This is a genomic window from Paucibacter sp. JuS9 (assembly GCF_044043925.2).
In the GTDB taxonomy this organism is placed as follows: domain Bacteria; phylum Pseudomonadota; class Gammaproteobacteria; order Burkholderiales; family Burkholderiaceae_C; genus JAUASW01.
In genome coordinates this window covers 1822113-1835641 of record NZ_CP194172.1, presented here as the reverse complement: position 1 = coordinate 1835641, position 13529 = coordinate 1822113, and the positions used below count along the sequence as shown (strand labels likewise).

At 65.8% G+C, this 13529-nt stretch carries 8 protein-coding genes and 2 riboswitches; of the genes, 3 read left to right on the top strand and 5 right to left on the bottom strand.

The window, feature by feature from the left end:
- Positions 1–66 precede the first annotated feature (66 nt).
- The 4 genes from ABT392_RS08110 to gcvT all read right to left on the bottom strand — a co-directional run bounded on the left by ABT392_RS08110 (position 67) and on the right by gcvT (position 6074).
- The gene (locus ABT392_RS08110) at positions 67–1455 is read right to left on the bottom strand and encodes an L-serine ammonia-lyase (RefSeq protein WP_334276728.1); all 1389 of its coding nucleotides are present in this window, start codon (positions 1453–1455) and stop codon (positions 67–69) included.
- A 74-nt stretch (positions 1456–1529) separates the two neighbouring features.
- On the bottom strand, positions 1530–4406 hold the full coding sequence (gene gcvP / locus ABT392_RS08105; RefSeq protein WP_334276729.1) for an aminomethyl-transferring glycine dehydrogenase: 2877 nt from the start codon (positions 4404–4406) through the stop codon (positions 1530–1532).
- A gap of 119 nt (positions 4407–4525) precedes the next feature.
- Positions 4526–4900 carry a glycine cleavage system protein GcvH gene (gcvH, locus tag ABT392_RS08100; protein ID WP_395386072.1) on the bottom strand — a complete coding sequence of 125 codons (375 nt, stop codon included), beginning with the start codon at positions 4898–4900 and terminating at the stop codon, positions 4526–4528.
- 58 nt (positions 4901–4958) lie between these two features.
- Entirely contained in the window at positions 4959–6074 is a 1116-nt protein-coding gene (gene gcvT, locus ABT392_RS08095; RefSeq protein ID WP_395386073.1) for a glycine cleavage system aminomethyltransferase GcvT, read from the bottom strand.
- Positions 6075–6137: 63 nt separating this feature from the next.
- Positions 6138–6247, bottom strand: a riboswitch (glycine riboswitch).
- 9 nt (positions 6248–6256) lie between these two features.
- Positions 6257–6361: riboswitch (glycine riboswitch) on the bottom strand.
- A gap of 57 nt (positions 6362–6418) precedes the next feature.
- Here gcvT and ABT392_RS08090 point away from each other — a divergent pair.
- Genes ABT392_RS08090 through ABT392_RS08080 form a run of 3 tightly spaced genes read left to right on the top strand, consistent with a single transcriptional unit; the run spans position 6419 to position 10030 of the window.
- Entirely contained in the window at positions 6419–7078 is a 660-nt protein-coding gene (locus ABT392_RS08090) for a response regulator transcription factor (RefSeq protein WP_334276733.1), read from the top strand.
- Positions 7075–8436: an ATP-binding protein gene (locus tag ABT392_RS08085; RefSeq protein ID WP_395386074.1), complete on the top strand. Its 1362-nt coding sequence runs from the start codon at positions 7075–7077 to the stop codon at positions 8434–8436. The genes ABT392_RS08090 and ABT392_RS08085 overlap by 4 nt, the downstream gene beginning before the upstream one ends.
- A gap of 55 nt (positions 8437–8491) precedes the next feature.
- The gene (locus ABT392_RS08080) at positions 8492–10030 is read left to right on the top strand and encodes a Do family serine endopeptidase (RefSeq protein WP_395386075.1); all 1539 of its coding nucleotides are present in this window, start codon (positions 8492–8494) and stop codon (positions 10028–10030) included.
- A gap of 78 nt (positions 10031–10108) precedes the next feature.
- Here the strand turns inward: ABT392_RS08080 and ABT392_RS08075 are convergent, their stop codons facing one another.
- Positions 10109–13459, bottom strand: coding sequence for an amidohydrolase family protein (locus ABT392_RS08075; protein WP_395386076.1), 3351 nt, complete (start codon positions 13457–13459; stop codon positions 10109–10111).
- Positions 13460–13529 lie beyond the last annotated feature (70 nt).

Here is a 13529-nt window from a genome sequence, read left to right as displayed (position 1 = left end):
CACGACGATCAGGATGCTTGAACTTCGACAGGCAAAGACAATCTGCAGGAATGGCTTCCGCCAGCCTCAGCACTCGACGATGTTCACCGCCAGCCCGCCGCGGGCCGTTTCCTTGTACTTGGTCATCATGTCGGCGCCGGTGTCGCGCATGGTCTTGATGACCTTGTCCAGGCTGACGAAGTGCGTGCCGTCGCCGCGCAGCGCCATGCGGGCCGCGTTGATCGCCTTGACCGAGGCAATGGCATTGCGTTCGATGCAGGGTATCTGCACCAGGCCGCCCACCGGGTCGCAGGTCAGGCCCAGGTGGTGTTCCATGCCGATCTCGGCGGCGTTCTCGACCTGCTCGGGTGTGCCGCCCATGACCTGGCAGAGTGCCGCGGCAGCCATCGAGCAGGCCACGCCGACTTCGCCCTGGCAGCCCACTTCGGCGCCAGAGATGGATGCGTTTTCCTTGTACAGGATGCCGATGGCGGCGGCGGTCAACAGGAAGTCGATCACGCCGTCGTCATTGGCATGGTGGACGAAGCGCGAGTAGTAGTGCAAGACGGCGGGCACGATGCCGGCCGCGCCGTTGGTAGGCGCCGTGACGACACGACCGCCTGCTGCGTTCTCTTCGTTCACGGCCAGCGCGTACAGGTTGACCCAGTCCATGACCTGCAGCGGATCTCGCAATGCGGCTTCGGGGTTGGCAGTGAGATCGCGGTGCAGCTGCGCGGCACGGCGCTTGACCTTGAAGCCGCCCGGCAGGATGCCTTCGGTCTTGCAGCCGCGCGTCACGCAGTCCTGCATCACCTGCCAGATTTTCAAGAGGCCGGTTCGGGTCTCTTCATCGCTGCGCCAGTGACGCTCGTTGCGGCGCATCACCTCGGCAATCGTGATGCCGTGCTCCTTGGTCAGGGCCAGCAGCTCGTCGCCGGTCTTGAAGGGGTAGGGCAGTACCGTGGCATCGGGCGCGATGACCTTCTGCTTCGAGCCGTCCGCCGCGACCTCGTCGCTGACGATGAAACCGCCGCCGACCGAGTAGTAAATGCGGTTGGCGACTTCGTTGCCCTCGGCATCGAAAGCCAGGCAGCGCATGCCGTTGGCATGGAACGGCAGGGATTCGCGGCGCTTGAAGACCAGGTCCTTGGCCTCGTCGAACCTGACCACCTGCTTGCCAAGCAAATTCAGGTCGCCAGCGCGGATCGCTGCGAGCAGCGAAGGGATGGCCTCGATGTCCACCGTGTCCGGCTCATGGCCGGCCAGGCCCAGCAGCACGGCCGTGTCGCTGCCATGGCCCTTGCCGGTGGCGCCGAGGCTGCCGTACAGGATCACCTGCACGCGGGCCACGCGGGCCAAGAGGCCTTCGTGGTCCAGGCGCAGGCCGAACAGGCGCGCGGCGCGCATCGGGCCCACGGTATGCGAGCTCGATGGCCCGATGCCGATCTTGAAAAGGTCGAAGACCGAGACTGCCATGCTGGCTCCTCCATGGAGCCTCTGGTGGAGGCTCTTCTAGGTTCTAGGCGATTGATCCGGTCTGATCGACCAACTTACTCGTACGAGGAGATCGGCGGGCAGGAGCAGACCAGGTTGCGGTCGCCGTAGACGTTGTCCACGCGGCCGACCGGCACCCAGTACTTCTGGCGGCGCAGCGTGGCCACCGGATAGGCTGCGACTTCGCGGCTGTAGCCATGGGCCCATTCGGCCTTCATCAGGCTTTCGGCCGTGTGCGGCGCATTGACCAGCGGGTTGTCCGTGGCCGTCCAGGTGCCGGCTTCAACTTGTGCGATCTCGGCGCGGATGGCCAGCATCGCGTCGCAGAAACGGTCCAGCTCGTACTTGGATTCGCTCTCGGTCGGCTCGACCATCAGCGTGCCGGCCACCGGGAAGGACAGGGTCGGTGCATGGAAACCATAGTCGATCAGGCGCTTGGCCACGTCTTCGGCGCCCACACCGGTCGCGTCTTTCAGCGGGCGGATGTCCAGGATGCACTCGTGCGCCACGCCACCGCCCTTCACGCCGGCGATATTGCCGCTGAAGTGGATGTCGTAGGCATCAGCCAGGCGGGCGGCCACATAGTTGGCGGCCAGGATGGCCACTTCGGTCGCGGCGGTCAGGCCTTCCGCGCCCATCATGCGGACATACATCCACGAGATCGGCAGCACGGCGGCATTGCCCAGCGGCGCGGCAGACACAGCGCCGATGGCGGTATCGCTCACGTAGCCAGCCGAGCGGTGCGTGGGCAAGTAGGGCACGAGGTCGGCGACCACGCAGACCGGGCCGACACCGGGGCCGCCACCGCCGTGGGGGATGCAGAAAGTCTTGTGCAGGTTCAGGTGGCTCACATCGCCGCCGAACTCACCCGGTGCCGCCACGCCCACCAGGGCGTTCATGTTGGCGCCGTCCACGTACACACGGCCGCCATGCGAGCGCACCAGGGCGCAGATTTCCTTCACATGCGTGTCGAACACACCGTAGGTGGAGGGGTAGGTGATCATGATCGCGGCCAGATTGGCGCTGTGCTGCTCGCACTTGGCCTTCAGGTCCACGAGGTCGATGTTGCCTTCCTTGTCGCACTTGGTGACCACGACCTGCATGCCCACCATCTGGGCCGATGCGGGGTTGGTGCCGTGAGCCGACTCGGGGATCAGGCAGATCTTGCGATGGCCTTCGTTGCGCGCCTCATGGAAGGCCTTGATCGCCAGCAGGCCGGCGTACTCGCCCTGCGAGCCAGCGTTCGGCTGCAGCGAGATGCCGGCATAGCCGGTGGCCTGGCACAGCCAGGCCGTCAGCTGCTCGTTCAGGAGCGCATAACCCTTCAGTTGGTCGTGCGGTGCGAAGGGGTGGATGTTCGCGAACTCTGGCCAGGTGATGGGGATCATCTCGCTGGTGGCGTTCAACTTCATGGTGCACGAACCCAGCGGGATCATCGTGCGGTCCAGCGCCAGGTCCTTGTCGGACAGCGCGCGGATGTAGCGCAGCATCTCGGTTTCCGAGTGGTGCGTGTTGAAGACCGGATGCGTCAGGTACTCGCTCGTGCGGACCAGCTCGGCCGGGACCAGGGAAGCGACGCCCTTCTCGAACTTGGACAGGTCCAGCGACTTGCCGAAGGCAGTCAAGATGGCTGCCAGGTCAGCGCGCGTCGTGGTCTCGTCCAGCGAGATCGAGACGCTGGTGCCGGAGGCGCGGCGGAAGTTCATGCCGGCCTTCAAAGCGGCGGCCAGGATGCTGTCAGTCTTGTCGCCGGTGTTGATGGTCAGCGTGTCGAAGGCAAAGCCATTGCCCTTGCGGTCGCCCAGAGCCTCAGCCAGCACAGCCGTGTAGCTGGCCACGCGCTGGGCGATGCGCTTGAGGCCTTGCGGGCCGTGATAGACCGCGTACATGCTGGCGACAACGGCCGGCAGCACCTGGGCGGTACAGATGTTCGAGGTGGCCTTTTCGCGGCGGATGTGCTGCTCGCGCGTCTGGAGCGCCAGGCGGTAGGCCGGGTGGCCGTGTACGTCCACCGAGACGCCGACCAGGCGGCCGGGCAGGTTGCGCTTGTACTCGTCCTTGCAGGCCATGAAGGCGGCGTGCGGGCCACCATTGCACATGGGCATGCCGAAACGCTGGGTCGTGCCCACGGCGATGTCGGCGCCTTGCTCGGCGGGCGACTTAAGCAGTGTCAGGGCCAGCAGGTCGCAGGCGGCGATCAGGAGGCCGCCTTGGGCGTGCACTGCATCGGCAATGGGCTGCAGCGAGCGGATCTCGCCGCTCACGGCCGGGTACTGCACCAGCGCCGCGAAGCACTCGGTCTTGCCAGCGTCAGCAGCCGGGCCGACCTGCACCGTGATGCCCAGCGGCTTGGCGCGGGTGTTCACCACTTCCAGCGTCTGCGGCAGCACGTCGTCGGCCACGAAGAAGACCTGGCTCTTGCTCTTGCCCACGCGGGCCGCCAGCGTCATGGCCTCGGCGGCGGACGTCGCCTCGTCCAGCATTGAGGAGTTGGCGATGGCCATGCCGGTCAGGTCGCAGACCATGGTCTGGAAGTTGACCAGTGCCTCCATGCGGCCTTGCGAGATTTCGGCCTGGTAGGGCGTGTAGGCGGTGTACCAGGCGGGGTTCTCGAGGATGTTGCGCAGGATGACGCCAGGCGTCAGCGTGTCGTAGTAGCCCTGGCCGATGTAGCTCTTGAGCACCTTGTTCTGCGCAGCCACGGCCTTCATTTCGGCCAGCGCCTGGGCTTCCGAAGCCACGGGCAGCAGGTCCATGCCGCGCGAGCGCTTGATGCTGGCGGGCACGATGGATTCGATCAACGCGCGACGCGAAGCAGCGCCGATGACGGACAGCATCGCGGCTTCATCGGCGGCATCGGGGCCGATGTGGCGGGCTTGGAATTCGGCGGCGTTCTCGAGCTCGGCGAGCGGCTTCAGGGCGGACATCAGCATGGCAACAATCCTTGTGCGTCGACCGGCTCGTGGCCGGCGGACGCGAAATCTGGGGTGGCCCGGATGCCCGGGCGATAAAACAGCGGGCACCCAGTGCCCGCTTCAAAACAATCAGCCGATCAGCTGTTCTTGACCAGCTCGTCGTAGGCGGTCCCGTCCATCAGGCCGTCCAGCTGGGGCGGATTGCTGAGCTTGACCTTGAAGAACCAGCCGGCGTTCAGCGGGTCGCTGTTGGCCAGCGAAGGGTCGTCGCGCAGGCCTTCGTTCACTTCGGTGATCTCGCCGTCGACCGGCATGTAGACGTCGGCGGCGGCCTTCACGGACTCGACCACGCCGGCCACTTCCTTCTCGGCAAAGGCCTTGCCGACTTCGGGCAGGTCGACGAAGACCACGTCGCCCAGCGCATCCTGCGCGTGGACCGTGATGCCCACGGTGACGATGCCGTCGGCTTCGATCTTGACCCACTCGTGGTCGGGCGTGTACTTGATGCTCATGGAGTGCTCCGTGTTGGTCGGATGAGGAAAAGGGAAAGAGTTCTGAATCAACCGCGAATCAACCGCGGTAATAACCGTTGGGCGTGAAAGGCGTGCTGGAAACCGTCATCGGCGTGCGCTTGTCGCGGACCACGGCAAAGACTTGCGTGCCCAGTGCAGCGTGACCAATGTTCAGATAGGCCAGCGCCACCGGCTTGTTGACCGTAGGGCCCAGGGTGCCGCTGGTGACGACGCCGATCTCGATGCCGGCTTCGTCAACAATTCTGGCGCCTTCGCGCACCGGCATGCGCTCACTGCCGACCAGGCCTACGCGCTTGCGCGAAGCGCCGCTGGCCAACTGCTGGTCGATGACGGCAGCGCCGGGGTAGCCGCCGGCACGGGCGCCGCCGGCGCGGCGCACTTTCTGGATCGCCCAGGTCAGCGAGGCTTCGACCGGTGTGGTCGTGGTGTCGATGTCATGGCCGTAGAGGCACAGACCCGCTTCCAGGCGCAGCGAATCGCGGGCGCCGAGGCCGATGGGGGCGACTTCCGGCTGGGCCAGCAGCTTGCGGGCCAGGGCCACGGCCTGGTCTTGATGGACCGAGATCTCGAAGCCGTCTTCGCCGGTGTAGCCGGAGCGGGTCAGGAAGGTGGGGATGCCGTCGAGCTCGAAGAAGCCGCCGGTCATGAAGGTCAGCTTGGCCACATCCGCGTTCAGGCGGGAGAGGGCGGTCACAGCCTGCGGGCCTTGCAGCGCCAGCAGTGCCTGTTCGGGCATGGGAATGACTTCGCACTTGCTGCCAATCGTGGCTTGCATGTGGGCGATGTCCTGCACTTTGCAGCCGGCGTTGACGACCACGAACAGGTCGTCCGGGCGGCGGCAGATCATCAGGTCGTCCAGGATGGCGCCTTGCTCATTCGTGAACAGGGCGTAGCGCTGCTTGAACACGCCCAGATCGATCACGTCCACCGGCACGATGGTCTCCATCGCGGCGGCGGCGCCAGCGCCCACGAGGCGCAGTTGGCCCATGTGGGAGACATCGAACAGTCCGGCCGAGGCGCGCGTGTGCTTGTGCTCGCCCATCACACCCATCGGGTATTGCACGGGCATGTCGTAGCCGCCGAAGGGCACCATCTTGGCGCCAAGTTCGATGTGGAGGGCGTGCAGGGGGGTCTTGAGCAGTTCGGCGGACATGGCGGAGAGGCTTTCGAGGGCAGTCGTCTGGCCCACCCCATCAGATGACGGAAGGTGGGTGTTGATGCCCTCGCTGTCCTTGGTACTTGAGAGATTCGCCGCCAGCGTCTCGCCGGCAACTTGCCCCTTCAGTGGACGGATTCGATGACCCGCCTCTCTCCAGTGAGGAACGCCCCGGTCGGAGCGTCTTGTCAGTCCTTTTGCCTGAGCGTTTGAAGCGTGGGATCAACCAGTGCTTCTGCGCCTTCGGCGGTTCTCGCTAGAAAACTCTCTCCTGACGGGCGGGATTGTAGCCACGGTTTTAAGCCTCACCTAAGGCGGCCATGCAGAATTGCCCCCCAAACATGCGCATTCTTCTGGTCGAGGACGATTCAATGATCGGCGAGCAGCTGCTGGACCTGCTGCGCGCCGAAGACTATGCGGTCGACTGGGTTCGCGACGGCGAGCTGGCCGATGCCGCCCTGCAGGCGCAGGCCTACGACCTGGTGCTGCTCGACCTGGGCCTGCCACGCAAGGACGGCATGAGCGTGCTGCGCTCGCTGCGTGCCCGCAAGCAGGCGATGCCGGTGCTGATCATGACGGCCCGCGATGCGGTGGAACAGCGCATCGCCGGCCTGGACGCGGGCGCCGACGACTACGTGCTCAAGCCTTTTGACCTGGACGAGCTGCTTGCGCGCATCCGCGCCTTGCTGCGCCGTGCAAGTGGTCGGGCCGAGCCGGTCTACAGCCACAAGGGCGTCAGCATCAACCCGGTCAGCCGCGAAGTGCTGGCTGAGGGCAGGCCAGTGACGCTGTCGGCTCGCGAATGGGCGGTGCTGGAGCCGCTGCTGGCACGGCCGGGCCTCGTGCTCTCGCGCCAGCAGCTTGAAGAAAAGCTCTACAGCTGGAAGGACGAGATCTCCAGCAACGCGGTCGAGGTCTACATCCATGGCATCCGCAAGAAGCTGGGCGCCGGCCTGATCGAAAACGTGCGTGGCGTGGGCTACCGGGTGCCGCGCGAATGAACAAACTGCTCGACTGGGGCCTGATGCCGCGCTCCTTGCGCTACCGACTGATCGTGTCGCTGATCGTCCTGCTGTCGGTGGCCGCCTTGCTGCAAGGCCTGAGCGCCTACCGCAATGCCCTGGCCGAGACCGATGAAATCTTCGACTACCAGATGCAGCAGATGGCCTTCTCGCTGCGCGGCAACCTTGGCGGTGCGTCAGCCAGCGGCACCTTGAGCGTGCCGGTGGGCGAAGACCGCAGCTTCGACTTCCTGGTCCAGGTCTGGGGTTTGGACGGCGCACCGCTGTTCCGCTCGCCAGGTGAAGACGGGCTGCCGGCGCGCGCGGTGCTGGGCTTCTCCGAGGTCGAGTCGCGCGGCAAGCGCTACCGCGTGTTCTCGATGCAGACGCGCTACCAGGTCGTGCAAGTCGCGCAAGACCTTTCGGTGCGTCGACGCATGGCCAGCCAGCTGGCACTGCGCACCGTGGCGCCGATTGCGATGATGCTGCCCATCCTCGCGCTCGTGGTCTGGTGGGTGGTCAGCAGCTCCCTGGTGCCGGTGGCGCGGGTGCGCTCGCAGTTGGCTGCGCGCAAGGTGGAGGAGCTTTCGCCATTGCCTGAGGAAGAGCTGCCGGCCGAGGTGCAGCCGCTGGTGCGCGAGATGAATTCGCTCCTTGAGCGGGTGCGCGGCGCCTTCGAGGCGCAAGAGCATTTCGTGGCCGATGCTGCGCACGAGTTGCGCTCGCCCCTGGCCGCCTTGAAGCTGCAACTTCAGGGCTTGCAACGGGCCGAGTCAGTCGCGGATCGTGAACTTGCCACGCAACGCTTGTCGGCCGGCATCGAGCGTGCCAGTCACTTGATCGAACAACTGCTGCTGCTGGCGCGCGCCGAGGGCCGCGAGCCGCAGCTCATGAAGCCTGTGGATCTGGAAGCCCTGTGTCGCGATGCCGTGGTCGAAGCCAGCCAGGCCGCGCAATTGCGCAGCATCGACATCGGATTGGCCGCCAGCGAGCTTGCAACGGTGCAAGGCCAGCCCGAAGCATTGCGCATCCTGGTGCGCAACCTGTTGGACAACGCAATCAAGTACAGCCCGCCTGGCTCCAGGGTCGACCTGAGCTTGCGGCTCGAAGGCCGGCAAGCCGTGCTTTGCGTGGAGGACAGCGGCCCTGGAATATCGCCCGGGGAGCGTGAGCGCGTGTTCGACCGCTTTTATCGCGGCCAGGGTCAGGCGCAGGCCGGCGGCGCAGGCCTCGGGCTGGCCATTGTTCGTGCCATTGCCGAGCGGCACGGCGCCCGGCTCTCGCTGTCGTCGTCGCCGCGGCTCGGTGGCCTGGACGTTTGCTTGCGCATGCCACTGGCCGATTTAAGACACGCCTAAGTCTTGAGCTTCAAAGTTCACGGCATCCCTTCACTTTCTTCCAGAGAGGATTGCCATGAACAAGAGTCAACGACTGATTCCGGCCAAGCGCCTGGTCTGGGCCCTGGCCGCCGGTGGTGTGCTGGGCCTGGGTTCGGGAGCGCTGGTCATGCAAAGCGCTGCAGCCGGCTTGAAGACAAGCGCTGCGGCCGCGCCCGCGGTGGTCGCAGCGGCCGTGGCAACGCCTGTTGCAGCAGCTGCGCCAGCAACGGCGGTGCAGGGCAATCTCGTGACCCTGCCCGACTTTGCAGCCATCGCGGCCAAGCAGGGCGCTGCCGTCGTCAACATCAGTGTGACCGGCGCGGTCAAGGCGACAGCAAACCGCCGTCAACAGCAACCGCAGTTCGACGAGGACGATCCGTTCAGCGAGTTCTTCCGCCGCTTCCAGATCCCGAACCAGCCAGGCCAGCGCCAGATGCCGATGCGCGGCCAGGGCTCAGGCTTCATCATCAGCGACGACGGCGTGATCCTGACCAATGCGCACGTGGTGCGCGACGCGCAGGAGGTGAGCGTCAAGCTGACCGACCGACGCGAGTTCCGCGCCAAGGTGTTGGGCACCGACCCCAAGACCGACGTTGCCGTGTTGAAGATCGAGGCCAAGAACCTGCCCGTGGTCCAACTCGGCGCCACCAAGGACCTGCGCGTGGGCGAATGGGTGCTGGCCATCGGGTCGCCCTTCGGCTTCGAGAACAGCGTCAGCGCTGGCGTGGTGAGCGCCAAGGGCCGTGCCCTGCCGCAGGAAAGCTTTGTGCCCTTCATCCAGACCGACGTGGCGATCAACCCCGGAAATTCCGGTGGCCCGCTGTTCAACACGCGCGGCGAGGTCGTGGGCATCAACTCGCAGATCTACAGCCAGAATGGTGGCTACCAGGGCCTGTCCTTCGCCATTCCGATCGAAGTGGCCAAGCGCGTTCAGCAGCAGATCGAGAAGGGCGGCAAGCCGCAGCATGCGCGGCTGGGCGTGGTGATCCAGGACGTGAACCAGGGCTTTGCTGATTCCTTCAAGCTCGACAAGCCCGAGGGCGCGCTGGTCGCCTCGGTGGAGGAGGGCGGTCCGGCCTCGAAGGCCGGCCTGCGCTCGGGTGATGTGATCCTGAAGCTCGACGAGCAGCCCATCGTTGCGAGCAGCGATCTGCCGGCCATGCTTGGCCAAAGGGTGCCGGGCGAGCAGGTGAAGCTGGAAGTCTGGCGCAAGGGCAAGCGCGAGAGCATCTCGGCCAAGCTGGGTGATGCCAACGCCAAGGGTGAGCAGCTTGCCGAGGGTGAGGACGACGAGGCCGGCGCGCCGCAAGGCAAGCTGGGCCTGGCCCTGCGGCCTTTGCAGCCGGATGAGCGCCGCCAGAGCGGTGCCCGCGATGGCCTGCTGGTGCAGGATGCTGCGGGACCGGCCGCCATGGCCGGCGTTCGGGCCGGCGACGTGCTGCTGGCCGTGAATGGCAGCCCGGTCACCAGCGTGGAGCAGGTGAGGGCGGCCGTGGCCGATTCAGGCAAGTCCGTCGCGCTGCTGGTTCAGCGGGGCCGCGAGAAGATCTTCGTGCCGGTGCGCATCGGCTGATCTTGATGAATTGACGACGAAGAAGTTGACAGGGCGGGCGCCGCAAGGCCCCGCCCTGTTTTTTCGCTCGCGCCGAACTCAGTCGCCGTGGCTGCCGTGACCGTGACCAGTCAGCTCCAGGTCCACCGGCATGCCCTTGGCATCAGCGCCGTCGAAGAAGAAGGGCTTGCGCGGCTTGTTGCGCGAGACCACTTCATTCATCGTCCCAGCCTCGTACAGGCGGCCGTTGATCATCACGTGGCTGATGCGGTCGCTCTGGCGGATGTCCTTGAGCACATCGCCCTCGATGATCACCAGGTCAGCCAGCTTGCCGGCCTCCAGCGAGCCGATGTCCTTGTCCAGGCCGAGGTAGCGCGCCGGGTTGATGGTGGCGCTGCGCAGCGCTTCCAGCGAGTTCATGCCGCCGAGGCCGAACATCCACATTTCCCAGTGCGCACCGAGGCCTTCGCGCTGGCCGTGGGCACCGATATTGGTCTGCACACCGGTGCGCTGCAGCTCGGTCGCCGTCTTGGCCACCTGGATGACGTTGAAGTCTTCCTCGGGTGCAGTGACGCGGCGGATGCTGCGCGGTTCCAGCACGCTGCGCGGCACGTACTTGGTCAGCAGCTGATGCTTCCAGACCTCGGTGCGCGAGTACCAGTAGTGCTCGCCGTCCAGGCCGCCGTAGGCCACGTTCAGCGTTGGCGTGTAGCCGACCTGCGTCTGGCTCCAGAACTGCTTCACGTCGTCGTAGACCTTGGCAATCGGCAAGGCATGTTCGACGCCGGTATGCCCGTCAACCACCATGCTCATATTGAGCTGGAACATCGAGCCGCCTTCGGGCACCACCATCATTCCGGTCTGGCGCGCGGCCTCGATCACCTGCTGGCGCTGCTCGCGGCGAGGCTGCTGGTAGCTCTTCACGCTGATGGCGCCATTGGCCTTCATGCGCTTGAGGTGCGTCAGCGCGTCGTCGTAGTTGTTGATGACCGCGGTGAAGGACGTCTTGGCGCCGTAGAGGATGGTGCCGGTCGAATAGATGCGCGGGCCGACCACCAGGCCGGCGCGCTGCATCTCAGACTGCGTGAAGATCTCGCCGCTGCTGTTGCTGGGGTCGTGGATCGTCGTCAGGCCGAAGGCGAGCGAGGCGTAGTTGACCCAGCTCTGCTGCGGGATCAGCGCGCTCTCGCCCATGCCGCCGTGCCAGTGCGCGTCGACGAAGCCCGGCACGATGGTCTTGCCTTTGGCGTCCACGGTCTTGGCGCCGGCCGGCACGGCGACCTGGCCGGCCCGGCCGACAGCGGCGATGCGATTGCCGTCGATGACGATCACGCCGTCTTCGATCACCTCGTTGCCACGCATCGTGGCAATGCGGGCGCCAGTGATGGCGATCTTGCCGCTCGGCTTGTCGGCCGCCTGCATGAAGCCGATCTTCACGCCGTTCTCGCTGGCCTTGTAGCTGGCCTTGCCGTCTGCGCCCGCAGCGAATGCTGCCGACAGCGGCGTGGTGAACAGCTCATTGCCCATCGAAAAATGCAGCTTCTGGCTGTCGCCCGACCAGTGCATGCCGTCCGCCGCGTTCACGTCCAGCTGGCGCACGGGCAGCGCGTCCATCCTGGGGCCGACGGTGATGGCCTTTCCGGTCTGGGGCAGGGGCGTCACGTAGGCGTGGAAGCGCTCGGTGAATCCGAGCCACTGGCCATCAGGCGAGACCGCATAGTCGGCGCCGTTGTCGTTGCGGGCGATCTCGACTTCGCTGCGGTCGTTCAGGTCGATGCGGACCAGCTTGCGGACGCTGTCCACCTCGCTGGTCGACTGGCTGCGGTTGACGAAGAGCTGCTCGTTGCTGGCGGCGAACTGCGGCGTGTCGCCGCTCTTGGTCACGAGCTTGGGCGTGCCCTTGCCGTCGGCCGAGACGATGAAGATGCCGGTTTCCAGGCCATGCCAGGGCGTCGTCAGGTAGCCGCCGCGCGACTTGCTGAACACCACGCTCTTGCCATCCGGCGAGAAGCGCGGCGACAGGTACTTGCCCGGCGCGGTGGTCAGCACGGTTTCGCGGCCGCTGGCGATGTCGAGCTTGCGCACGCTGCCCAGCTTCTCGTCGTTCCAGGTCACGAACACCAGCTCCTTGCTGTCGCGCGAGAAGCTCGGATAGAACTCGAAGGCCTCAGCCTGCTTGGTCAGGCGGCGTGGCTGATTGTTGCCCGCCAGGTCCTTGATGTAGAGATGGCCCATAGCTGAATAGACGACATTCTTGCCGTCTGGCGAAACGCTGACCCAGCGCAGTTGCTTGACCTCGAACTCGTCCGGCGCCACCACCTGCGGCACGCGCACGGCCTCGCGCACTTCACGCGTGTCCTTCACGTGGAAAGCGATCTCGCTGGCCGAACCCTTGAACGGATCGACTTGCCAGAGCTTGCCTTGCGCCCAGACGACGATGTTCTTCGCGTCTGGCGTCCAGGCGAACGACGGGTACACGCCGTAGACCGACCAGGCTTCCTGCAGGTCGCGCTCCAGGTGGCCCCAGGCGGCGAACTCGCGGCCGGTCTGCAGGTCCTTCAGGAAGAGGGTGCTCTGGTTGCGAACGCGGCGCACAAAGGCCAGGTACTTGCCATCGGGAGAGGGCGTCGGGCGAACCGCGCCACCGGCGCCCTGCACAAATGCTTCGGTGGAGCCGTCCCGCAGGTCCTGGCGGAAGATCTTGAAGATCTCGCCATTGCTGTCCTTGTTGTACTCGAACACGCGGCCCGGCGTGGCGTCGTTCGAGTAGTAGAGGTACTTGCCGTCGGGCGAGATGGCCGGCTCGCCCAGGTCCTTCTGCCAGTTCGGCTTCTCATTCAGCTGCACGCCCTTGCCGCCGTCCACGTGGTACATCCAGATTTCGCCGGAGCCGGCCGAGCGGGTGCCGGTGTAATGCTTGCGAGCCAGCAGGTACTTGCCGTTCGGATGCCAGACGGGGTTGTTCAGGAGGCGGAAATCTTCCTTGGTCACGGCCTTCGCGCCAGTGCCGTCGGCGTTCATCAGCCAGACGTTGTCGCCACCGCCCGCGTCGCTCAGGAAAGCGATCTGCTTGCCGTCTGGCGACCAGCGGGCCTGGTGCTCCCAGGCCATCGAATGCGTCAAGGCCTTGGCCTCGCCGCCGCCAATGGGCAGGGTGTAGAGGTCGCCCAGCAGGTCGAACACCACGGTCTTGCCGTCCGGGCTCACGTCCACGCTCATCCAGCTGCCCGTGCGCACATCGATGTTGACGGTCTTGCTCGGGCCGGGCGGGTTGTTGACGCTCCAGGCCGGCTTCTTGGCGGCGCTGGCGGCCGAGGCCGCATCTGCGGCTGGCGCGGTGGTCTGGGCATTTTGCGCGTTGGCGCCGAGGTTCAAGCCCAGGGTCAGGGCGGCGGCCAGCAGGCTCAGGCGCGGGTGGCGCGGCGCGGACTGGACAGCGAAAGTGATCATGAGACAGCTCTTTCGTGGTTGGAACAGTGTGGAAAGAAACGGGCGGCGCGTGAGCATAGCGGCCCCTCGC

Bases quoted from the DNA above. Each gene is read 5' to 3' on its own strand.
- gcvT (WP_395386073.1), bottom strand. From the start codon at position 6,074: ATGTCCGCCGAACTGCTCAAGACCCCCCTGCACGCCCTCCACATCGAA.
- ABT392_RS08080 (WP_395386075.1), top strand. From the start codon at position 8,492: ATGAACAAGAGTCAACGACTGATTCCGGCCAAGCGCCTGGTCTGGGCC.
- ABT392_RS08110 (WP_334276728.1), bottom strand. From the start codon at position 1,455: ATGGCAGTCTCGGTCTTCGACCTTTTCAAGATCGGCATCGGGCCATCG.
- ABT392_RS08085 (WP_395386074.1), top strand. From the start codon at position 7,075: ATGAACAAACTGCTCGACTGGGGCCTGATGCCGCGCTCCTTGCGCTAC.
- gcvP (WP_334276729.1), bottom strand. From the start codon at position 4,406: ATGCTGATGTCCGCCCTGAAGCCGCTCGCCGAGCTCGAGAACGCCGCC.
- ABT392_RS08075 (WP_395386076.1), bottom strand. From the start codon at position 13,459: ATGATCACTTTCGCTGTCCAGTCCGCGCCGCGCCACCCGCGCCTGAGC.
- gcvH (WP_395386072.1), bottom strand. From the start codon at position 4,900: ATGAGCATCAAGTACACGCCCGACCACGAGTGGGTCAAGATCGAAGCC.
- ABT392_RS08090 (WP_334276733.1), top strand. From the start codon at position 6,419: ATGCGCATTCTTCTGGTCGAGGACGATTCAATGATCGGCGAGCAGCTG.